Annotated in this window: 18 protein-coding genes and 1 pseudogene; 13 read left to right on the forward strand and 6 right to left on the reverse strand. The window is 64.9% G+C overall.

Annotation, left to right across the window (positions count from 1 at the left end; genetic code table 11):
* Positions 1-99 precede the first annotated feature (99 nt).
* On the reverse strand, positions 100-312 hold the full coding sequence (locus OKW45_RS31755; protein WP_018419122.1) for a hypothetical protein: 213 nt from the start codon (positions 310-312) through the stop codon (positions 100-102).
* Between the two features lie 238 nt (positions 313-550).
* Positions 551-715 carry a hypothetical protein gene (locus tag OKW45_RS31760; protein WP_018419121.1) on the reverse strand — a complete coding sequence of 55 codons (165 nt, stop codon included), beginning with the start codon at positions 713-715 and terminating at the stop codon, positions 551-553.
* 20 nt (positions 716-735) lie between these two features.
* Between OKW45_RS31760 and OKW45_RS31765 the strand changes: the two genes are divergently transcribed.
* From OKW45_RS31765 to OKW45_RS31785, 5 genes and pseudogenes are all read left to right on the forward strand, one after another.
* Positions 736-3,918, forward strand: coding sequence for an efflux RND transporter permease subunit (locus tag OKW45_RS31765; protein ID WP_429472924.1), 3,183 nt, complete (start codon positions 736-738; stop codon positions 3,916-3,918).
* 103 nt (positions 3,919-4,021) lie between these two features.
* On the forward strand, positions 4,022-5,332 hold the full coding sequence (locus OKW45_RS31770; protein ID WP_429472925.1) for an efflux RND transporter periplasmic adaptor subunit: 1,311 nt from the start codon (positions 4,022-4,024) through the stop codon (positions 5,330-5,332).
* Between the two features lie 2 nt (positions 5,333-5,334).
* The gene (locus OKW45_RS31775; protein ID WP_429472926.1) at positions 5,335-6,909 is read left to right on the forward strand and encodes an efflux transporter outer membrane subunit; all 1,575 of its coding nucleotides are present in this window, start codon (positions 5,335-5,337) and stop codon (positions 6,907-6,909) included.
* A 180-nt stretch (positions 6,910-7,089) separates the two neighbouring features.
* Positions 7,090-8,368 (forward strand): annotated as a pseudogene (locus OKW45_RS31780) (MFS transporter).
* Positions 8,369-8,694: 326 nt separating this feature from the next.
* The gene (locus tag OKW45_RS31785; protein ID WP_090805541.1) at positions 8,695-8,877 is read left to right on the forward strand and encodes a hypothetical protein; all 183 of its coding nucleotides are present in this window, start codon (positions 8,695-8,697) and stop codon (positions 8,875-8,877) included.
* 100 nt (positions 8,878-8,977) lie between these two features.
* Here OKW45_RS31785 and mgrA read toward each other — a convergent pair whose 3' ends face one another.
* The gene (mgrA, locus tag OKW45_RS31790) at positions 8,978-10,021 is read right to left on the reverse strand and encodes an L-glyceraldehyde 3-phosphate reductase (RefSeq protein WP_429472927.1); all 1,044 of its coding nucleotides are present in this window, start codon (positions 10,019-10,021) and stop codon (positions 8,978-8,980) included.
* Between the two features lie 228 nt (positions 10,022-10,249).
* Here mgrA and OKW45_RS31795 point away from each other — a divergent pair, with 228 nt between their 5' ends.
* On the forward strand, positions 10,250-10,456 hold the full coding sequence (locus OKW45_RS31795) for a DUF3185 family protein (protein ID WP_429472928.1): 207 nt from the start codon (positions 10,250-10,252) through the stop codon (positions 10,454-10,456).
* Positions 10,457-10,487: 31 nt separating this feature from the next.
* Here the strand turns inward: OKW45_RS31795 and OKW45_RS31800 are convergent, their stop codons facing one another.
* Positions 10,488-11,249, reverse strand: coding sequence for a phytanoyl-CoA dioxygenase family protein (locus OKW45_RS31800; protein ID WP_429472929.1), 762 nt, complete (start codon positions 11,247-11,249; stop codon positions 10,488-10,490).
* A 19-nt stretch (positions 11,250-11,268) separates the two neighbouring features.
* The gene (locus tag OKW45_RS31805) at positions 11,269-11,568 is read right to left on the reverse strand and encodes a hypothetical protein (protein ID WP_162633917.1); all 300 of its coding nucleotides are present in this window, start codon (positions 11,566-11,568) and stop codon (positions 11,269-11,271) included.
* 251 nt (positions 11,569-11,819) lie between these two features.
* On the opposite strand from OKW45_RS31805, the gene OKW45_RS31810 reads away from it, so the two are divergent.
* The gene (locus OKW45_RS31810; RefSeq protein ID WP_018419112.1) at positions 11,820-12,182 is read left to right on the forward strand and encodes a hypothetical protein; all 363 of its coding nucleotides are present in this window, start codon (positions 11,820-11,822) and stop codon (positions 12,180-12,182) included.
* Between the two features lie 231 nt (positions 12,183-12,413).
* Here OKW45_RS31810 and metK read toward each other — a convergent pair whose 3' ends face one another.
* Positions 12,414-13,604 carry a methionine adenosyltransferase gene (gene metK / locus OKW45_RS31815; protein WP_018419111.1) on the reverse strand — a complete coding sequence of 397 codons (1,191 nt, stop codon included), beginning with the start codon at positions 13,602-13,604 and terminating at the stop codon, positions 12,414-12,416.
* A 285-nt stretch (positions 13,605-13,889) separates the two neighbouring features.
* Here metK and OKW45_RS31820 point away from each other — a divergent pair, with 285 nt between their 5' ends.
* From OKW45_RS31820 to OKW45_RS31845, 6 genes are all read left to right on the forward strand, one after another.
* Positions 13,890-14,774, forward strand: coding sequence for a lipid A biosynthesis lauroyl acyltransferase (locus OKW45_RS31820; RefSeq protein WP_018419110.1), 885 nt, complete (start codon positions 13,890-13,892; stop codon positions 14,772-14,774).
* 173 nt (positions 14,775-14,947) lie between these two features.
* Positions 14,948-15,883 carry a diaminopimelate epimerase gene (gene dapF / locus OKW45_RS31825; protein ID WP_429472930.1) on the forward strand — a complete coding sequence of 312 codons (936 nt, stop codon included), beginning with the start codon at positions 14,948-14,950 and terminating at the stop codon, positions 15,881-15,883.
* Between the two features lie 57 nt (positions 15,884-15,940).
* Positions 15,941-16,699 carry a DUF484 family protein gene (locus OKW45_RS31830; RefSeq protein ID WP_018419108.1) on the forward strand — a complete coding sequence of 253 codons (759 nt, stop codon included), beginning with the start codon at positions 15,941-15,943 and terminating at the stop codon, positions 16,697-16,699.
* Positions 16,700-16,726: 27 nt separating this feature from the next.
* Positions 16,727-17,650 carry a tyrosine recombinase XerC gene (xerC, locus tag OKW45_RS31835; protein WP_429472931.1) on the forward strand — a complete coding sequence of 308 codons (924 nt, stop codon included), beginning with the start codon at positions 16,727-16,729 and terminating at the stop codon, positions 17,648-17,650.
* Positions 17,651-17,711: 61 nt separating this feature from the next.
* Positions 17,712-18,914 carry a class I SAM-dependent rRNA methyltransferase gene (locus OKW45_RS31840; protein WP_429472932.1) on the forward strand — a complete coding sequence of 401 codons (1,203 nt, stop codon included), beginning with the start codon at positions 17,712-17,714 and terminating at the stop codon, positions 18,912-18,914.
* Between the two features lie 237 nt (positions 18,915-19,151).
* Positions 19,152-20,231 (forward strand): CobW family GTP-binding protein, encoded by a 1,080-nt coding sequence (locus OKW45_RS31845; protein WP_018419105.1) that lies wholly within the window; start codon positions 19,152-19,154, stop codon positions 20,229-20,231.
* Positions 20,232-20,640 lie beyond the last annotated feature (409 nt).

The following is a 20,640-nucleotide window of genomic DNA, read 5'->3' on the forward strand; positions in this document are numbered from 1 at the left end:
CCCACAGCGATGCTCGCGAGCCGAACTCACCTTACAGCATCACTACAGCCCGCACCTGCCTGTCACGCAACGGCAATGAGCAACCGGTAAGTCTCTCGTTCAATGCGTCTGCGCGCCGGCCGGACGTATCAGATCGCCAGTATCGATCAGATCTTCCAGGAAAAAGGGTTCGGTATTGAGTTGCTGCGAGGCGCCGGGCTCGCCGGCGTACCACGCCACCATCGCCATGTCGCCAAGAATGCGCATGACGATTCCGCGCGCGCCTTGCGGCACGGCGATATGTACCGATCGGACAATGGAACCGACTTCCATGATAATTCCCCGCTTCCCTTAGCCGGCTTTATGATTTCACGCCGGTCGAGGTGATGATAAAAACGCCGCTTCGCATTTGACGTTGCGTGCGCACTTAATCTGTCCTGTCGCGCGCATGGCGCGTGAAGGTTCGAGTCATTGTTCCCGCTTTGCGGGGCTTTGGGAAGGCGAATAGAAGGCTTTCACCAGTCGTTTCGCCCTATTCCCATTACGCTGCGCACGGCCGATGATCTCGGCGTCAGACGTCGTAATGCAGACCATCATAAACCCTGCGGGGGGAGACATCAAAAACGTGCACGGCCAGAACGAGCTGCCAGATGCGGGCGCCGCGCAGCTTCGCACCTGCCTTCGCGCCGAGGTGCGCGCCTGCGTTTCCGATCCGCGCGGTGCGGTCGCCGCTCATTTCATCCGTCTGCGCTAGTCATGTGGATCGTTCGTCTCGCGCTACGGCGCCCCTATACGTTCGTCGTGCTGGCGCTGCTGTTGCTGATCGTCGGACCGTTGACCATTCTGCGCACGCCCACCGACATCTTTCCGAACATCGATATTCCGGTGCTCTCGGTCATCTGGTCGTATAACGGCCTGCCCGCCGACGAAATGGAGCGGCGCATCGCGCTGAACTACGAGCGCGGCTTGTCAGTGGCGGTCAACGATATCGAACATACGGAATCCACATCGCTGAACGGCATCACCGTCATCAAGATCTTTTTCCAGCCGGGCGCGAATATCGACGAAGCGCTCGCCGAGGTCACCGCGCTGTCGCAATCACAAGTGCGCTCGCTGCCGCCCGGCATCACGCCGCCGTTCATCCTGCGCTACAACGCGTCGACGGTGCCGATATTGCGGCTCGCGTTGTCGTCCGCGTCGCTGACCGAGCAGGAACTCTACGACTTCGGCAATAACTTCCTGAAGACGCAGCTCGCCACCGTTCCGGGCGCATCCGCGCCGCTGCCGTATGGCGGCAAGCAGCGGCAAATCATGGTCGACATCGATTCGCGCAAGCTGCAGGAGCGCAATCTGTCGCCAATCGACGTGGTCAACGCAGTCTCCGCGCAAAATCTGATCCTGCCCTCGGGTACCGCGAAAATCGGCTCGACCGAGTACTCGGTGGAAATGAACGGCAGCCCCGATTCCCTCGCGGGGCTCAACAACATTCCGATCCGCACCACGGCAAACGGCACCATCTATATCCGCGACGTCGCGCACGTGCGCGACGGCTACCAGCCACAGACCAACATCGTGCGCGTGAACGGCCAGCGCGCCGCACTGCTGACGATCAATAAAAGCGGCAACGCGTCCACGCTCGATATCGTCGACCGCATCAAGACGATGATGCCGACGCTGCGCAATCTGGTGCCGCCGTCGCTGAATATCGACCCCGTCGCCGACCAATCGCTGTTCGTGCGTGCATCCGTGCAGGGCGTATTGCGTGAAGCGCTGATCGCCGCGTGCCTGACGGGCCTGATGATTCTGCTGTTCCTCGGCAACTGGCGCGCGACGCTGATCATCGCGGTATCGATTCCGTTGTCGATGATCACGTCGATCATCGCGTTGTCCGCGCTCGGTCAGACGATCAACATCATGACGCTCGGCGGGCTCGCGCTCGCGGTCGGGATTCTCGTCGACGATGCGACCGTTGCGATCGAAAACATCAGCCATCAGCTCGAACAGGGCAAGACGCTAGAACAGGCGATTCTCGACGGTGCGCATCAGATCGCGATTCCGACGCTGGTGTCGACGCTGTCGATCTGTATCGTGTTCGTGCCGATGTTTCTGCTCACCGGTGTCGCGCACTATCTGTTCATTCCGCTTGCCGAAGCGGTGGTGTTCGCGATGCTCGCGTCGTACTTCTTCTCGCGTACGCTCGTGCCGACGCTCGCGAAATATCTGCTGCGCTATCACCACAAGCCCACGGATTTACACCACGCACCGGTGCAAACGCGCAATCCGTTCATGCGCATGCACTACGCGTTCGAGCGCGGTTTCTCGCGTTTGCGCGAGCGCTACCGCGTGTTTCTCGAAGCGCGTGTCGCGCGACCGGGACTGTTCGTCACGCTGTTTCTCGCCTGCTGTTGCGCTTCGTTGCTGTTGCTGCCGTTTATCGGCCGCGACTTTTTCCCCGCCGTCGATGCCGGCACGATCGCGCTGCACATGCGCGCGAAAACCGGCATGCGCGTCGAGGAAACCGCGGTGCTGACCGATCGTGTCGATGCGCGCATCCGTCAGCTGATTCCGGCCGGTGAACTGCATTCGATCATCGACAACATCGGTCTGCCGGTGTCAGGCATCAACCTTTCGTACAGCAACACGGGCACGATCGGCACGTCCGACTCGGACATCCTGATCACGCTGAACCCCGATCATCATCCGAGTGCCGGCTATGTGCGCAAATTGCGGCGCACGCTCAGCGACGAATTCCCCGGCATGCAGTTCGCGTTTCTGCCTGCCGATATCGTCAGTCAGACGCTCAATTTCGGCATGCCGTCGCCGATCGATATCGAGATCGTTGGCCGTGAGGTGGCCGCCAATCGCGCGTTCGCCGCGAACCTGCTGCACCGTCTGCGCACGGTGCCGGGTCTCGCCGATGCGCGCATCCAGCAGCCCGCCGATCTGCCGCGGATCTTCATCGACGTCGATCGCACGCGCGCGCAGCAAGCGGGTTTTTCGCAGCGCGATATCGCGAGCAATCTGTTGATCACGCTGTCGGGCAGCCAACAGACCACGCCGACGTTCTGGCTCAATCCGCGCAATGGCGTCAGCTACAACGTGATCACGGAAGCGCCGCAATACACGATCGATTCGCTGCAATCGCTCGCGAACATTCCGCTCAACGCCAACGGCCGCAGCAACATTCTCGGCTCGCTCGCGACGATGCGCCGCGAAGCCGGCAACGCGGTGCTGACGCACTACAACGCGCAGACCACGATCGACATCTACGGCACCGCCGACGGCCGCGATCTCGGCGGTGTGTCCGACGACATCCGCAAGGTCATCGACGCATCGAAAACCGAGCTGCCGAAGAGCTCGACGATCGAACTGCGCGGCCAGGTGCAAACGATGAACGCGTCATTCTCGGGCCTGCTCGCCGGTCTGCTGTTTGCGGTGCTGCTCGTGTATCTGCTGATCGTCGTCAACTTCCAGTCGTGGCTCGATCCGTTCATCATCATCACTGCGCTGCCGGGTGCGCTCGCGGGCATCGTGTGGATGCTGTTCCTCACGCACACCACGCTGTCGATTCCTGCCCTCACCGGCGCGATCATGTGTATCGGCATCGCGACCGCGAACTCGATTCTGGTGATCAGCTTCGCGCGCGAACAGTTGCTGCTGCACGGCGACGCGACGCGCGCTGCGATCGAAGCGGGCTTCACACGTTTCCGCCCGGTGCTGATGACCGCGCTCGCAATGGTGATCGGCATGGTGCCGTTGGCGATCGGGCTCGGCGAAGGCGGCGAGCAGAACGCGCCGCTCGGACGCGCGGTGATCGGCGGGCTCGCGCTCGGCACGCTGGCCACGTTGATCTTCGTACCGGTCGTGTTCTCGATGATCTATCGACGGCTCGCGGCGCGGCATCAGCGTGCCGCGGAACATGTGGTGCAGAAACCATGAACGTCCAGCACGCGATGACCGTACAAGCCGGCACGCGCACCGTGCGATGCCACGGCATAAGAGGCAGCATCGACTGCCCACGCAATTTCGAAGGGGAAGTTTGATGGAAGCACAACGTCCCGGCGGCTCAGGTTCAGGCTCTGGTTCCGGTGGCCACACCGCGCATGACCCGGCGAAAGCGCGACGCGCGCGCCTGATCATGATCGCCGCCGCCGTCGCCGTGCTCGCGCTCGCCGCGCAAGGCATCTGGTCGCGCCACGATGCGCATGCGGCGCTCGAACGCGATGCCGAGCACGCGAGCCAGATGAGCGTCGAAGTCGTGCAGCCGCAGAAGTCGTCGGCCGGGCTCGATCTCGTGTTGCCCGGCAATGTGCAGGCCTTTCTCGATACGCCGATCTATGCGCGCACCAACGGCTATCTGAAGAAGTGGTACGCCGACATCGGCGCCCGCGTGAAGAGCGGCCAGCTGCTCGCGGAAATCGACACGCCCGAAGTCGACGACCAGTTGCGCGCCGCCCGCGCCGACCTCGCGAACGCCGAAGCGAATTACGCGCTCGCGAAGAGCACAGCCGATCGCTGGACAGATATGTTCAGCAGCAAGTCGGTGTCGAAGCAGGAGACTGACGAAAAAGTCGGCGACATGCTCGCGAAAAAAGCCACGCTCGACGCCGCGCGTTTCAACGTCGCGCGACTCGAAAAGACGCAGTCGTTCCAGAAGGTCTATGCGCCGTTCGACGGCACCGTGACCGCGCGCAACGTCGACGTCGGCGCGCTGATCGACGCGGGCAGCTCGGGTGGTCCCGCGAAGGAGCTGTTTCATGTCGCCCAGGCGGACCGCCTGCGCGTCTACGTGAACGTGCCGCAGGCATACGCGCAGCAGGTTCGCGCGCAGCAGAGCGCGTTTCTGACGCTGACCGAGACGCCGTCGCGGCACTACCCGGGCACGGTCGCGCGCACCGCCGGCGCGGTCGATCCGCAGCAGCGCACGATGCTCGCCGAAGTCGACGTCGACAATCGCAGCGGCGAGCTGTTGCCGGGCGCGTACGCGCAGGTGCATTTCGCGCTCGGCGCGGGCACGGCGCCGTTCACGCTGCCGGGCAACGCATTGCTGTTCCGCCCCGACGGCGTCAAGGTCGCGACTGTCGATCCGCAGCACAAGGTGAAGCTGCTGCCGGTATCGCTCGGCACGGACTTCGGCACGCGCGTCGCGATCGTGTCGGGTTTGCAGGGCAACGAGCAGGTGATTCTGAATCCGCAGGATTCGATCGTCGATGGCGCGCCGGTGCGGATCGTGCCGCGCAAGGCGGAAAGCGGTGCGGCTTCGGAGGGCGCGGCTGGGGCGGCGGGTGCGACCGGCGCGGCGGGCAGCTCGCCGGCGGCGCAAGGCGGCGCGCGGTCGGCCGCGAGGACGTGATCATGAAGAGGTCGGTTTGGCGGCGCGTGGTTGCGTCATTGGCTTGGTTCGCGGCTGGGTCGGCGAGCGTTTCCGTTTGCGCCTCGGCAGTTGCGCTGAGCCTCGCCGGCGCGCTCGGCGCCTGCACCGTCGGCCCGGACTACGTGAAGCCCGCCGCCGTCACGCCCGCGACCTGGCGCGAACTCGAAGGCACCGGCTGGAAGCCAGCGCAACCGGCCGATACGCTCACGCGGGGCGCGTGGTGGCGCATCTACGGCGACGCATCGCTCGATGCGCTCGAACCGCAGGTCGCGAGCGCGAACCAGGACGTGCAGGCCGCCGAAGCGCGCTTTCGCGCGGCGCGCGCGACCGTCGCGCAATATCGCTCGCAATTCTTCCCGGTGGTCACCGCGGGCGCCCAGTATTCGCGCACGCGGACCTCGGAGAACGTGCTGCATAAATCGACCGCCGGTCTCACGCTGAACGACTATCTGATGCAGGCCGACGCGTCGTGGGAGCCGGATCTGTGGGGCCGCGTGTCGCGCAGCGTCGAAGGCGCGAAGGCCGGCGCGCAGGCGAGCGCCGCCGACGTCGACGCCGCGCTGCTGTCGATGCAGGCCGAGCTCGCCACCGATTATTTCGAGCTGCGCGGACTCGATCAGGAGAGTCAACTGCTCGACGACACGATCAAGGCCTACCAGCAGGCGCTCGAACTGACGCAGCATCGCTACGCCGGTGGCATCGCGACCGACGCCGATGTCGCGCAGGCACAAGCACAGCTGAAGACGACCCAGGCGCAGGCGCTCGACCTCGGCGTGCAGCGCGCGCAGCTCGAACATGCGATAGCGATCCTGATCGGCCAGCCGCCTTCTACTTTCACTTTGCCGGTCGCACCGCTCGTCGCGATGCCGGTAGTCGCGGCGACCGGCGTGCCGTCCGGCTTACTCGAACGGCGTCCCGATATCGCGGCGGCGGAGCGGCACGTCGCCGCGATGAACGCGCAGATCGGCGTGGCCACCGCGGCGTTTTTCCCCAACCTCGTGCTGGCCGTGACGGGCGGCCTCGAAGCGACCAATTACAGCCAGTGGCTGCTCGCGCCGAGCCGGCTATGGTCGCTCGGGCCGACGCTCGCGGGCACGCTGCTCGACTTCGGCGGCCGCGCGGCGGTCAAGGAGCAGGCGCGCGCGCATTACGACGAAAGCGTCGCGCAATATCGGCAGACGGTGCTGAACGCGTTCGGCCAGGTCGAGGACAATCTCGCCGCGCTGCGCGTGCTCGAACAGGAAGCCGCCGCGCAGGACGACGCGGTCGCGGCTGCGCGGCGCGCTCTCGCGGTCGTGTCGGACCGCTACCGGAACGGCGCGATCACCTATCTCGACGTGGTCGTCGCGCAGACGACCGCGCTGACCAACGAGCGCAACGCGGTCGCGATCGCGCGCCGCCGGATGGCCGCGAGCGTCGCGCTGGTGAAGGCGCTCGGCGGCGGCTGGGATACGTCGGCACTGCCGGGCGACGACGCGCTCGTGCATCCGTCGACGGCGACTTCGGGGGCGACGCGGGCGCCGGCGCCGGGCAGTGAAGCCGGGGCGCACGGCTAGCGCCGGGAGATAGGCGCGCGACGTACTGCGAATGGAGCGCTGCGGGCACACCGCGGCGTCGCGGTCTAGCGCACGCCGCTCCGATAGCACGCCGCGTTACCCGCGACGCCGGCTTGAAACGCGTTTTCAGCGTATCCTTAACACTTTTGCGCGTTTCCGTGTGACCCAAGGAGTTTTGTTGTGACCCTGCCGCCGCAATCCCAGCGGACTGCATCTGCCGTTCCCTCCCGCGGCGCAGCTTCCGCTGCTTCCGCGAGCACCACCACCGTGTCGGACATCCCTTATCTCGAACGCGGCTCGCGCGCGTACTGGCGTGCCAGCCTCGCGCTGCTGTTCGCCGGCTACGCGACGTTCTCGTTGCTCTACTGCGTGCAGCCGCTGCTGCCGTCGTTTTCCGAAGCGTTCAACGTGACGCCGGCGCAAAGCAGTCTGTCGTTGTCACTATCCACTGCCGCGCTCGCCCTCGCGATCTTCGTCGCCGGTTTCGTCTCCGAGGGTTGGAGCCGGCACAAGCTGATGACGCTGTCGCTGACGGTGTCGTCGGTGCTGACGATTGGCGTATCGGTCGCGCCGCACTGGCACCAGCTGCTCGTGCTGCGTACGCTCGAAGGGCTCGCGCTCGGCGGCGTGCCGGCCGTCGCGATGGCTTATCTCGCCGAGGAAGTGCATCCCGACGGCCTCGGCCTCGCAATGGGCCTGTACGTCGGCGGCACGGCGATCGGCGGCATGGCCGGGCGGGTCATCACGGGCGTGGTCGCGGATCTGTTTTCGTGGCGCGTCGCGATCGGGCACGATCGGCGTGCTCGGCCTGCTGTCGATGCTCGCGTTCCGCGCGCTGCTGCCACCGTCGCGCCATTTCGTGCCGCGCCGCGGGCTCGGCTTCGCGCATCACCGCACGCTGCTGTTGCGACAGTTCACGCGACCGGGTCTGCCGCTGCTGTTCCTGCTCGGCTTCGTGCTGATGGGCAGCTTCGTCACGCTGTACAACTACATCGGCTACCGGCTGCTCGCGCCGCCGTATCGGTTGAATCAGACGGAGATCGGCGCGATTTTCATCGTCTATCTGGTTGGCGTGGTCGCGTCGCCATGGTCCGGGCGCATGGCGGACACGTTCGGCCGCGCGCGCGTGCTGATCGGGAGCCTGCTGCTGATGGTGTTCGGCCTCGCGCTGACGATGCTGCATCCGCTCGCGGCGATCGCGACCGGGATCGCCTGCGTGACGTTCGGGTTCTTTGCCGGGCATTCGGTCGCGAGCGGCTGGGTCGGGCGTCTGGCGAAAGACGCGAAAGGCCAGGCCGCTGCGCTGTATCTGCTCGCGTACTACATCGGCTCGAGCCTGGTCGGTTCGTATGGCGGCCATGTGTGGGCCGGTCATGGCTGGAACGGTGTCGTCGGGCTAGTCGGTGCGCTGCTCGTGATCGGCTTGATCGCGGCGAGCCGCCTGCGCGGGCGCGAATAGCCCGGCGCATCGGTCGCGTTGCGCGGTGCAGGCACCGCGAGCCGGCCGCAATCAGCCAATCCGCATGGATCGGCGGCAAAACGAAAGGCTTGCGTAAGCGAACGTTTGCTATTTCCCGCCGCGTTTTGTTGCACCGCGCCAATCGCCGCAGGCCGCGCCGCGCCTGGGTTCAGCAGCTTACGAATAAGCGCCGACGCGCCAGCTTGCGCCGTCGCGCCGTTCCATCGGTCTCCTATACTCGATTCGTGCAATGGGGCTGCATGATTTCGAAGCCGCGGCCTCTGCTGGAACGACATAGCAACCATCCCGCATGGGAGGAGACGAAGATGACCTACTTTACGATCGGCGATTTCATCCTGGTCATTCCGATGGCATTGGCGGGCGCGCTATTCGTGGGCGCGCTGCCCTGCAAGACCGAGTTGCGACACAACGGGCTGCGTGTGCTGGGCGCGCTGATCGGTGTAATGTGCGCGGTGGCGCTGGTCGAGGGTCTGCCGGCGCTCGTGTAGCGGCGCGGCGAAATACCTGCAAAAAAGCCGCACGCTGTGCGTGCGGCTTCGTTTTGCCCTTGTGTCCGTCCGCCTGTTGCGCGGACGGCTCCTCACGCGATCAGATCGCCTGATCGGTCGACGGCTTTTCCCACAGATTGATCCCGCCTTCGGTCGCATAGCGATCGATTTCGGCGAGTTCGTCGGCCGAGAATGCGAGGTTCTTCAGCGCGCCGACGTTCTCGCGCACCTGCTCCGCGCGGCTGGCGCCGATCAGCACCGACGTCACGCGTGGATCGCGCAACGCCCACGCTAGCGCCATCTGCGCGAGGCTTTGACCACGGCGCTGCGCGATGTCGTTGAGCTTCCGCACGTGCTCGATGTTCTGCGGGCTCAGATGCTCGTCTTTCAGCGAACCGCCGCCCGGCTTGTTGACGCGCGCATCGGCGGGCACGCCGTTCAGGTACTTGCCGGTCAACAATCCCTGCGCGAGCGGCGTGAACGCGATCGTGCCCGCGCCGACTTCGTCGAGCGTATCGAGCAGATCGTGTTCGATCCAGCGGTTCAGCATGTTGTACGACGGCTGATGGATCAGCAGCGGCACCTTGTATTCGCCGAGCAGCTTCGCCATTTCGCGCGTCTTCGCCGACGAGTACGACGAGATGCCGATGTACAGCGCCTTGCCCTGCTGCACCGCGCTCGCGAGCGCGCCCGCGGTTTCCTCGAGCGGCGTATGCGCGTCGAAGCGATGCGAATAGAAGATGTCGACGTAATCGAGGCCCATGCGCTTCAGGCTCTGATCGAGACTCGCGAGCACATATTTGCGCGAGCCGCCGCCCTGGCCGTACGGACCGGGCCACATATCCCAACCGGCCTTCGACGAAATCAGCAACTCGTCGCGATACGGTTTGAAATCGTCCTTGAACAGACGGCCGAAATTGGTTTCCGCGCTGCCGTACGGCGGGCCGTAGTTGTTCGCCAGATCGAAGTGCGTAATGCCGAGGTCGAAGGCCGTGCGCAGGATGTCACGCTGCGTCGAGATCGGCGTAGTGTCGCCGAAGTTGTGCCACAGGCCGAGCGACAGCGCCGGCAGTTTGAGACCCGACTTGCCGCAGACGCGGTATTGCATGTCCGAATAGCGTTCTGAAGCTGCTTCGTAAGCCATTGCTAGTGTCCTTGTCGATGAGATCGCCCGAGGATGGCGGGCGTGAGGATTCGCGCGTTGCGGGAGGCGTGCTGCCGGGAAAATTTGTTGTTGTGGCGTCGCCGCAGTGCGGCCGGACCGCTATGTTAGCCAATCGACGCGGCGCTTGCAGCGCAACCAGTATGCGGGATGGACGAGCACGCACGCCTCACCTACACTCTGGCCGGTTCAGGTTGATGGGAGGTGCAGATGACGAAAGCGATTTCGATCGCGCTGATTGTCGGCGGTAACGTGCTGCTGTATTTCGGCGGGCAGGCGTTCAATTCGGTGAGCAGCGACGTGTCGCGCTTCTTTACCGGCTCGCCGAGCAACAAGGCGATCGTGCTGATCGTCGCGGGCGTGGTGGCGACGCTCGCCGGGCTGACGGGAATCGCGATGTCGGGGCGCAAGCGCTGAGCGTCGGCGCGAGGCCCGCGACCAAAATAATCTAGAACGCGATCTCGGGCTTCGCGGCCGAGCGGGTGCCGGGCAGCGGCACATTGCTTGCGCCGTGATAGGTGAACACCAGCGAGAACTTCACCTCATCGCTGAGATTCTTGCCGGCCGAGTGCAGCGTGTTGCAGTGAAAGAACACCACGTCGCCGGTCTTCAGTTCGGGCGACACCGCCCTGCGGATCGCAGCCTCGTTCTCGGCGAGATCCGCGCGGAAAAACTTCGCTTCGTCGAAACGGTCCGATGTGAACGCCGCGCCGTGCGATTGCGGCACGAACCACAGCGCGCCGTTATCGACGGTTTCCGGGCCGACAGCGAGCCACACCGACACCAGATCGTCGCGCTCGAACGACCAGTAGCGCACGTCGCGATGCCAGCCGGTCAGGCTGCCGTACGCGGGGTGCTTGGTCATCATGCAGTTGTGATGCGCGCGCGACAGACGCGGCTCCTCGCCAAAATACAGCTCCATCCAGCCACGGATTTCGGACGCGGTCGCCCATTGCGCGAACGCGGGGTGACGACCGTACGCGTCGAGCAGGCGCCGCACCGTATGTCCGCCCGGAGCATCCTTCGATGACGGCGCGCCCGGATACTGCAAATCAGCTTCGAATTCGATCGGCGCCGCCGCTTCCTGCAGCTGCCGCTGCGCGATCCGCTTCAGTTCGTCGCAACGCTCGGGCGACACGAGTCCTGGCACGACGACAAAACCCTGCTCCCGCAACGTTTGAATCTGCTCTTTCTTCGAATGGAGTGACATGGCGTTCCGTTACCGTCGACTAACTGATGTTCGATTGTAAAACGGGCGCGATCGGGATGCGTTGGTTCACCGCGAGAGGCCCCTGCGTCCTGCTGATCTTTTGCGCCGCTCGCCTTCGCTTTTCGCGGCGCGCCAATGCACCGGTTTCAGGCGCGCGGCGCGCCCGCACCGCACATTCGCTGGGCAAACGCGCACGCAAATCGCCCGTAAAGGGTGACTGCAAACTGGCATCCGCGACGATTCGATCCGCGAAGAAATCCAGTCTCACGGGTAATAACCGACTTTCTGACGTCACGATTCCCGTGTAGTCTGCTCGCATGTCGATCGTCGCTTACGCAGTTTTCTGTTGCGCGCAGGCCGTCAGGGCCCGTGCCGTCGGTTTCTCCGCGTTGTACCTTCGCTGCGCTGTGCGCCGTGTTTCGCGTCGCGATCTCCCGCGCCACGACCCGCACCGAATTTCCCGCTTTCAGGCCGTTCATCGCAACCCCGTCATTGGCACATATGGTGCTGTTTGTCCGTGCACATCCGGTGCACGCGCCGACGTGCGGTTCATTGCCTAAATGTGAAGCCATGCATACTCTTTTGAGCACCCGTCTTACCCGCGCCGCGCTGAAAGCGGCGCGTCCCGCGCGCCGCCATATGATGCGAGCGCTGCGCCATCATGCCGCGCGCACCCGCGCGCTCGGCGAGCAGTGGCGCGACGCGAAGGCCGTCGACGGCTTTCGCACCTGGTTCCATACGTTCTTCTCGGCGCTACGCCAGCAGAGCGGCACGCGCCGTCTGTCGCTGCGCACGCTGCTGCGCAAACCGACACCGTTGCGCCTCGCGGTCGCGAAACGCGCGCCGGCGGTGCGCACGCCTGCGAGCCGCCGACCGCGTCGCCTGTCGACGAGCAGCAGCGGGTGGTTCGCGTTTGCGTTTGCGAGCCGGTGAGATTGCTGGGCCGGTGAGTTGCAGTTGCGCGTCGAGTGGCTAGACCGCTGATCTGCTGACCGGGTGGGCGTTCACCGCTGGGCTGACTTCGAGCGCCGCAAGACTTCGAGCGCGCCGCCTCGACGAGGTGCTTCGCGCGGCGGCTTCGCTACTCCATCGATCGACAAAGAAAAACCCCGCCGGCTCACGCCGGCGGGGTTTGTTTGCTTTCAAGCGGCGATCGGCTCGCGCTTATTCGGCAAGCGCCGCGACCGGCTCAGTGCCTGCCGCTTCGGCGAGTGCGAGCGCCTTGTCGGTGGCTTCCCACGTGAATTCCGGCTCTTCGCGGCCGAAGTGACCATACGCCGCGCTCTTCTCGTAGACCGGGCGCAGCAGGTCGAGCATCTGGATGATGCCCTTCGGACGCAGGTCGAAATGCTGACGCACGAGTTCCGTGATCGTCGCATCCGACACGCGGCCGGTGCCGAACGTGTTGACCATCACCGAGGTCGGCTGGGCGACGCCGATCGCGTACGACACCTGGATCAGGCAGCGCGACGCGAGGCCCGCGGCCACGATGTTCTTGGCGACGTAACGGCCGGCGTACGCTGCCGAGCGGTCCACCTTCGACGGATCCTTGCCCGAGAATGCGCCGCCGCCGTGCGGCGCCGCGCCGCCGTACGTATCGACGATGATCTTGCGGCCCGTCAGACCGCAATCGCCCTGCGGACCGCCGATCACGAAACGACCGGTCGGGTTCACGAGGAACTTGATGTCACCCTTGATCAGTTCGGCCGGCAGCGTCGGCTTGATCACCTCCTCGATCACCGCTTCGCGCAGCGTGTCGAGATCGATGTCCGGCGAATGCTGGGTGGACAGTACGACGGTGTCGATCGAATGCGGCTTGCCGTCGACGTAGCGCACGGTGACCTGCGACTTGGCATCCGGACGCAGCCAGGGCAGACGGCCGTCGCGGCGCAGATTCGCCTGACGCTCGACGAGGCGGTGCGACAGGTGGATCGGCAGCGGCATCAGTTCCGGCGTTTCCTCGCACGCGTAACCGAACATCAGGCCCTGGTCGCCCGCGCCTTGATCGAGGTTGTTGTCGTGCGCGCGGTCCACGCCCTGGGCGATGTCCGGCGACTGCTTGTCGTAGGCGACGAGCACCGCGCAGCCGCGGTAGTCGATGCCGTAGTCGGTGTTGTCGTAGCCGATGCGCTTGATCGTGTTGCGCGCGATCTGGATGTAGTCGACGTTCGCGGTGGTGGTGATTTCACCGGCCAGCACGACGAGACCCGTGTTGCACAGCGTTTCGGCCGCGACACGCGAGTACTTGTCTTGAGCGAGGATGGCGTCGAGGATCGCGTCCGAGATCTGGTCCGCGACTTTGTCGGGATGGCCTTCGGAAACGGATTCGGAAGTGAAGAAATAGTCATTTGCCACGTTGCAGACTCCTGTTAGTGGTTACGGTTGCGTTCCACGTAGCCGACTTCGGGAGTCTGAAGCGGCGACGCTTTAGCGGATTACCTGACCGATGGACGCAAAACCCATGGAAACCCATGGATCGCACCCGCCGGCTTCGCCCCGCAAGTTGTCTATTAACTCGGCGAAGCCCTTATTATAGCGACTTCCCTTGAATGTCACAGAGTCAAAACGAGTGCGGTATCACGTCTATTTTTCCGCTTTCCACAATTTCGCCCCCTGCGGCGCCGCGCGCCTGGAGGCTGCATGCTGAGCCGCTACGGCGCGAAGCTCGCGATCGGGCTGCTCAAACTCTTTGCGCTGTTGCCTTATGGCTTCGTCGCCCGTCTCGGTAACGGGCTCGGCTGGCTGCTCTACCAGATCCCGAGCCGTCGCAAGCGCATCGTTCATATGAATCTGAAGCTGTGCTTCCCCGACTGGAGCGACGAGCGCCGCAAGGACGTCGCGCAAAAACACTTCCGTCATGCGATCCGCAGCTATCTCGAGCGCAGCGTGCAGTGGTTCGGCTCGGCGAAGAAGCTCGAAAAGCTGATCCAGCTCGACAGCGCGATCGACCTGACGGATCCGAACCTGCCGCCCACATTGTTTCTCGGCTTTCATTTTGTTGGCATCGAGGCCGGTTCGATTTTTCTGAACTACTCGCTTAAGCGCCAGTGCGGCTCCCTCTATCAGCCGATGTCGAATCAGCAGCTCGAGGCAGTCGCGAAAGCAGCGCGCGCGCGTTTCGGCGCGGACATGGCGAGCCGCGCGGATAGCGCGCGCGTCGTGCTGCGCTGGCTGCGCGAACGCAAACCGGTGATGCTCGGCGCGGACATGGACTACGGCGCGCGCAATTCGACGTTCGTGCCGTTCTTCGGCGTGCCGACCTGCACGCTGACCGCGGTCGGCCGTCTCGCGAAGGTCGGGCACGCGCAGGTCGTACCGTTCATCGGCGAGGTGCTGCCGAACTACAAGGGCTACCGGCTCAGGGTCTTCAAGCCTTGGGATAACTATCCGACCGGCGACGATGACGCTGATGCGCGACGCATGAACGAGTTTCTCGAAGAGCAGATTCCGCTGATGCCCGAGCAGTATTACTGGGTGCACAAGCGGTTCAAGACACGCCCGCCGGGGGTGCCGGGGGTGTATTGAAGGTGGGGCTGGGCTCCTTTCCTGCCGTACCGTTTCCGATGTGCCAACGTGTATCATCTGCAATTGGCCGAGCACGGCTCCAATGGGTGATTCACCCAACAGCCGGTGAGGCCGGGATTTTCGGCTCCGCCCGTACGCGCGAAGCCCTAGGCAGCAACGGATACACGGAAAACGTGAAGCTCAAATTCACCAAAATGCACGGCGCGGGCAACGACTTCGTCGTACTCGACGGCTATACCCAACCGGTTGATCTAACCACGGCGCAGGTGCGCGCGTTGGCGGACCGCCATTTCGGCGTCGGCGCCGACCAGTTGCTGCTGGTCGAAAAGCCGACCGTCCAAGGCGTTGATTTCAGATATCGCATCTTCAATTGCGACGGCGGCGAGGTCGAACACTGCGGCAACGGCGCGCGCTGCTTCGTCAAGTTCGTGCGCGAGCGCGGTCTCACCGACCAACGCAGCGTGCGCGTGCAGGTCCAGAAAGGCACGATCACGCTGACGATGCAGGACAACGGCGAAGTGATCGTCGACATGGGCACACCCGTGTTCGATCCCGAACTCGTGCCGTTCGCGACGAAGGGTCTGCAAGGCCGCCGCGAAGGCGCGGATACGCTCTGGCCGCTGGACGTGAACGGCACGACGCGCTGGATGTCGGTGGTGTCGATGGGCAATCCGCACGCCGTGCAGGTCGTCGACGATGCCGAGGTGTTCCCGGTGCTCGTCGAAGGTCCGGCCATCGAGCGGCACACGCGCTTCCCGCAGCGGGTCAACGCGGGCTTCATGCAGATCGTCAACCGCAACGAGATCAGGCTGCGCGTCTACGAACGCGGCGCGGGCGAAACGCTCGCGTGCGGCACCGGCGCGTGCGCGGCGGTCGCGGCCGGCATCCGGCGCGGGCTGCTGGATTCGCCGGTGCTCGTACATACGCACGGCGGCGATCTGACCATCACGTGGGACAGCGCCCACCCAGGCGCGCCGCTACTGATGGCCGGCCCCGCAGCCACCGTCTTCGAAGGGGAGATCGAGTTGGCCGAAGAGGCGTCGAACGCCTCGTTGGACTCGTCGCAGCACAATCCGTCCAGCCCGGCCGACATGGCGCCCTCCGTCTAACTCATTGACCGACGCGCCGCCGTGAGGCGGCCATCCCGTAGTCCTCTAGCCGAAACCATGAACGAACGCGAAGTCGCCGAATACCTGCTCGCCAATCCCGAATTCTTCGTCGAACACGCGGAAACGCTCGCGACGATCCGGCTCGCGAACCCGCACGGCAAAGCCGCGGTGTCGCTGCAGGAGCGGCAGATGGAGATGCTGCGCGACAAGAACAAGCATCTGGAGCGGCGTCTTGCCGAACTGCTGCGCTACGGTCACGAGAACGACAGCATCGCGTCGAAATTCAACCGCTGGACCATCCGTGTGATGGCCGAGCGCGATCCCTACGCGCTGCCGCGCACGATCGCCGGCGGTCTGCGCGACATCTTCGACGTGCCGCAAGCGGCACTGCGCGTGTGGGACGTCGCCGAGCCGTATGCGCAGGCGGACTTCGCGCGCCACGTCAGCGAGGAAGTGCGCATTTTCGCGGGCAGCCTGAGCACGCCGTACTGCGGCGCGAACACCGGCTTCGAGGCCGCGCAATGGCTCGCGCAAGCTGCGGTCGCGCCCAACGGGACGACCAACCCGGCGGCAAGCGCGACAACGAGCGCGACCGACGACCTCGGCGTCGCGTCGAACGGGACGGCGCAGAGCACCGAATCGATCGCGCTGCTCGCGCTGCGCGACCCCGAAGGCGCCGAAGACGCGCCGACGTTCGGCCTGCTCGTGATGGGCTCATCCGACCCGCGACGCTTCCACGAAGGCATGGCCACCGATTTCCTCACGCAGATCGGCGCGCTCGCGAGCGCCGCGCTGAGCCGGCTGCTGCCGCGCTGAGCCGCGCCACGCAACGTCACCCGTACCGTGACCGCCGCCGACCCGATCGCCGCCTACCTGTCGCATCTCGAGCACGAGCGGCGACTGTCGGCGCACACGCTGCGCGGCTACACGCATGAGCTCGCGGAACTGAAGCAGCTCGCCAAAGGCCGAGCGCTCGAAAGCCTCGCCGCCGTCGACATCCGCGGCGCCGTCGCGCGCGCGCATGCGGGCGGTCTCACCGCGCGGTCGATCGGCCATCGGCTGTCGGCATGGCGTGCGTTTTATCGCTGGCTCGCGGGCCAAGTCGAGTTGCCGGCCAATCCGGTCGCCGCGGTGCGCGCGCCGAAGCAGGCGAAAACGCTGCCGAAGGCGCTTTCCGTCGACGACACCGCACGCCTGATGGACAGCCCGCCCGCCGACTCGCCCGAAGGCCTGCGCGATCACGCGATGCTCGAGCTGTTCTACTCGTCGGGCCTGCGCCTCGCCGAACTGGTCGGCCTCGACGTGCGTTTCGCCGACGTCGACGGCTATCGCTCGGCCGGCTGGCTGAAACTCGATTCCGGCGAAGTCGAAGTGCTCGGCAAAGGCAATCGGCGTCGCGTCGTGCCGGTGGGCAGCAAGGCGGTCGCGGCGCTGAACGCATGGCTCGCGGTGCGCGAACCGATGGTCCGCCACGATCCGCATCCGCTGTTCCTGTCGGCGCGCGGCAACCGGCTGTCGCCGAACGTCGTGCGCGAGCGCGTGAAGCGCGCGGCGCTCGCCGCCGGCATTCCGGCCAACGTGCATCCGCACGTGCTGCGTCATTCGTTCGCGACGCACGTGCTGCAGTCGAGCGGCGACCTGCGCGCCGTGCAGGAGCTGCTCGGCCACGCGAGCATCACCGCGACGCAGGTTTATACGGGCCTCGATTTCCAGCACCTCGCCCACGTCTACGACAGCGCGCATCCTCGCGCAAAGAAACGCAACTGATCACGCGACTGACGCCGCGCGCCACGACGCGCCGCCTTCGCTTGCACTTTACCTACACCTGATGAATACCGTTACGCTCAAACCGTCGAAAGAAAAATCGCTACTACGCCGGCATCCGTGGGTCTATGCCAATGCGATCGAGCACGTCGACGGTCGCCCCGCGCCCGGCGCGACCGTGCTCGTGCGCGCGCACGATGGCCGCTTTCTCGCCCGCGCCGCCTACAGCCCGCACTCGCAGATCCGCGCGCGCGTCTGGAGCTTCGACGAAGCCGAGCCGATCGATCACGCGTTCTTCAAGCGCCGCGTGCAGCGCGCGTTCGCGCATCGTCAGGCGATGGTGCGCGACACCGGCGCGGTGCGGCTGATCTTCGGCGAGGCGGACGGTCTGCCGGGCCTGATCGTCGATTACTACGTCGCCGACGTCGCGGATCAGCGCAGCCAGATAGTCTGTCAGTTCATGGCGGCCGGCGTCGAAGCGTGGAAGGACGCGATCGTCGCGGCGCTGGTCGGCGCGACCGGCTGCCCGAACGTCTACGAGCGCTCGGACGTGTCGATCCGTCAGAAGGAAGGGCTCGAGCAGATCACGGGCGTGCTCGCCGGCGAGCCGCCTTCCGAGAAGCTGATCGCGAGCGAAAACGGCGTGCGCTATCACGTCGACGTGCGCAACGGCCACAAGACCGGCTTCTATGTCGACCAGCGCGATAACCGCCTGCTCGTGCAGCAGTTCGCGAAAGACCGCGACGTGCTGAACTGCTTCTGCTACACCGGCGGCTTTTCGCTCGCGGCGCTCAAGGGTGGCGCGAAGCGCGTGGTGTCGGTCGATTCGTCGGGGGAAGCGCTCGCGCTCGCGCAGCAGAACGTCGCGGCCAACGGCTTCGACGCCGACCGCGCGAACTGGCTAGACGCCGACGCGTTCAAGACATTGCGGCGCCTCTACGACGAAGGCGAACGCTTCGACCTGATCGTGCTCGATCCGCCGAAATTCGCGCCATCGCGCGAGCACGTGGACCGCGCGTCGCGCGCGTACAAGGACATCAATCTGACGGGCCTGAAGCTGCTGCGCCCGGGCGGTTTGCTGTTCACGTTCTCGTGCTCGGGCGCGATCGATCCCGAGCTGTTCCAGAAGATCGTGGCGGGCGCGGCCGCCGACGCACGCGTCGACGCACGCATCCTGAAGCGCCTTGGCGCGGGCGTCGATCATCCGCTGCTCACTGCGTTCCCCGAAGGCGAGTATCTGAAGGGGCTGCTGTTGCAAATCGCCTGATCGCCCTTATTTCCCGGTGATTGCGCGTGGCGGCGGCGGCAGCGGCCAGCCTCCCGCGCAGGCGGCCATCAGCCGGCCGCAGGGCGGCCGCCCCTGCGCCCGGCTGGCAAATATGTTCCAATAACCGGCTGGACAGGGCTCGCGCCATCTGGCTGCGGCGGCCCGCCTAACGCATCTGGCTAGCCTTGCGCGCTAGCGTCCGATCACGCACCGTTACACGACTTACAGGCGACCCACATGATTCCAGTCACCATCCTGACCGGCTTTCTCGGCAGCGGCAAAACCACCCTGCTCAAGCGCATCCTGAACGAAAAGCACGGCATGAAGATCGCCGTCATCGAGAACGAGTTCGGCGAAGAGAACATCGACAACGAGATCCTCGTGCAGGACACGAGCGAGCAGATCATCCAGATGAGCAACGGCTGCATCTGCTGCACGATTCGCGGCGACCTGTCGCGCGTGCTCAACGATCTGGCCGCGAAGAAGCAGGCGGGCGAAGTGGACTTCGACCGCGTCGTGATCGAAACCACCGGCCTAGCGAATCCGGGCCCGGTCGCGCAAACCTTCTTCATGGACGACCAGATCGCGAGCGAATTCCTGCTCGACGCGATCATCACGCTGGTCGACGCGAAGCATGCGAACCATCAGCTCGACCAGCACGAAGTGGTGCAGCGCCAGGTCGGTTTCGCGGACCGGCTGTTCATTACGAAGGCCGATCTCGTCGACGAGCGGCACGTGGGCGATCTGCGCCACCGTCTGCTGCACATGAACCCGAAGGCGGCGATCAAGGTCGTCAATTTCGGCGAGGCGGACATCAAGGAAATTTTCGATCTGCGCGGCTTCAACCTGAACTCGAAGCTCGAAATCGATCCGGACTTCCTGAGTGAAGACGAACACGCGCATAGCCACGCGCACGCGCACGACGAGCACGGCCACACGCAAGGCGACCATGACCACGATCACGCCAATTGCGATCACGAAGGCCATGATCACGGACATCACCACCATGCGCATCACGACGACAAGATCAAGTCGTTCGTGTACCGCAGCGATCGTCCGTTCGATCCGAACAAGCTCGAAGACTTCCTCGGCGGCATCCTGCAGATCTATGGCGAGCACCTGCTGCGCTACAAGGGTGTGCTGTACATGAAGGGCGTCGATCGCAAGGTCGTGTTCCAGGGCGTGCATCAAATGATGGGCAGCGACCTCGCCGCAAAATGGCAACCGGCCGAGAAGAAGACCAACAAGATGGTGTTCATCGGCATCGAACTGCCGCGCGACCTGATCACCGACGGTCTCGACGCCTGCCTCGCCTGAGCGGGCGCAGCGCCGTCGCGCAAGCAAGCCTCGGAGCAGCCCACGACACGCCGCGCGCAGCGCGGCATGCACCGTGCTAGTTGTAGTGCGGTGAGACGCCCGCCGCCGACTGCGCGGGCGTGAATCCTCTGCTGAAACGGCGACGCCGCGGCGCCGAGGACTTTCGAATCCAGGTCATATGAAAAACGCGTGAAAACCCTGCTGTATTAAAGCGTGCACGACCATCGCTTTTTGGCTTTCTGCGCGTTATATTTTCGGGATATCGCTGCGCCGCAGGCCGGCTTTCAGCAGTTGCGGTGCCGAATTGTGATTCAGTTACAATACGTGCCCACTGGAGAATGACAACGAATTGCCCGGTCGCGCGTATCCCGCGACGGGCCTGAAACGGCGCCGGAAAATCTTGTCCGGA

The sequence above is a fragment of the Paraburkholderia lebeckiae genome (assembly GCF_050436225.1).
GTDB classification, from domain to species: Bacteria; Pseudomonadota; Gammaproteobacteria; order Burkholderiales; family Burkholderiaceae; genus Paraburkholderia; species Paraburkholderia tuberum.

Coding starts and splice junctions, on each gene's coding strand:
- OKW45_RS31755 (WP_018419122.1), bottom strand. CDS start 312: ATGGAAGTCGGTTCCATTGTCCGATCGGTACATATCGCCGTGCCGCAA.
- OKW45_RS31760 (WP_018419121.1), bottom strand. CDS start 715: ATGAGCGGCGACCGCACCGCGCGGATCGGAAACGCAGGCGCGCACCTC.
- OKW45_RS31765 (WP_429472924.1), top strand. CDS start 736: ATGTGGATCGTTCGTCTCGCGCTACGGCGCCCCTATACGTTCGTCGTG.
- OKW45_RS31770 (WP_429472925.1), top strand. CDS start 4,022: ATGGAAGCACAACGTCCCGGCGGCTCAGGTTCAGGCTCTGGTTCCGGT.
- OKW45_RS31775 (WP_429472926.1), top strand. CDS start 5,335: ATGAAGAGGTCGGTTTGGCGGCGCGTGGTTGCGTCATTGGCTTGGTTC.
- OKW45_RS31785 (WP_090805541.1), top strand. CDS start 8,695: ATGACCTACTTTACGATCGGCGATTTCATCCTGGTCATTCCGATGGCA.
- mgrA (WP_429472927.1), bottom strand. CDS start 10,021: ATGGCTTACGAAGCAGCTTCAGAACGCTATTCGGACATGCAATACCGC.
- OKW45_RS31795 (WP_429472928.1), top strand. CDS start 10,250: ATGACGAAAGCGATTTCGATCGCGCTGATTGTCGGCGGTAACGTGCTG.
- OKW45_RS31800 (WP_429472929.1), bottom strand. CDS start 11,249: ATGTCACTCCATTCGAAGAAAGAGCAGATTCAAACGTTGCGGGAGCAG.
- OKW45_RS31805 (WP_162633917.1), bottom strand. CDS start 11,568: ATGCGAGCAGACTACACGGGAATCGTGACGTCAGAAAGTCGGTTATTA.
- OKW45_RS31810 (WP_018419112.1), top strand. CDS start 11,820: ATGCATACTCTTTTGAGCACCCGTCTTACCCGCGCCGCGCTGAAAGCG.
- OKW45_RS31820 (WP_018419110.1), top strand. CDS start 13,890: ATGCTGAGCCGCTACGGCGCGAAGCTCGCGATCGGGCTGCTCAAACTC.
- OKW45_RS31830 (WP_018419108.1), top strand. CDS start 15,941: ATGAACGAACGCGAAGTCGCCGAATACCTGCTCGCCAATCCCGAATTC.
- OKW45_RS31840 (WP_429472932.1), top strand. CDS start 17,712: ATGAATACCGTTACGCTCAAACCGTCGAAAGAAAAATCGCTACTACGC.
- OKW45_RS31845 (WP_018419105.1), top strand. CDS start 19,152: ATGATTCCAGTCACCATCCTGACCGGCTTTCTCGGCAGCGGCAAAACC.